Consider the following 240-nt stretch of genomic DNA (forward strand, 5'->3'; position numbering starts at 1 on the left):
GGGTCTGTAGCTCAGTCGGTTAGAGCACCGTCTTGATAAGGCGGGGGTCGTTGGTTCGAATCCAACCAGACCCACCATTGTCTGACGTGTCGGTGATCGTTAGCGCTTTAGCGCTTACGAGTACCCCAAGCCGACCGGCTAGTACCTGAGGTTCTTTGTACATATGGGGGCATAGCTCAGCTGGGAGAGCACCTGCTTTGCAAGCAGGGGGTCGTCGGTTCGATCCCGTCTGCCTCCACC

The 240-nt window shown here is 57.5% G+C and carries 2 tRNA genes; both read left to right on the forward strand.

Going from position 1 to position 240, the window contains the following annotated elements:
• Window positions 1-77 (forward strand) — tRNA-Ile (locus KVT39_RS37270).
• Between the two features lie 88 nt (window positions 78-165).
• Window positions 166-238: transfer RNA gene (locus KVT39_RS37275), tRNA-Ala, on the forward strand.
• The last annotated feature ends 2 nt before the right edge of the window (window positions 239-240 follow it).

Origin of the sequence: Burkholderia sp. GbtcB21 (assembly GCF_019091065.1) — a bacterium.
GTDB classification, from domain to species: Bacteria; Pseudomonadota; Gammaproteobacteria; order Burkholderiales; family Burkholderiaceae; genus Burkholderia; species Burkholderia pyrrocinia_C.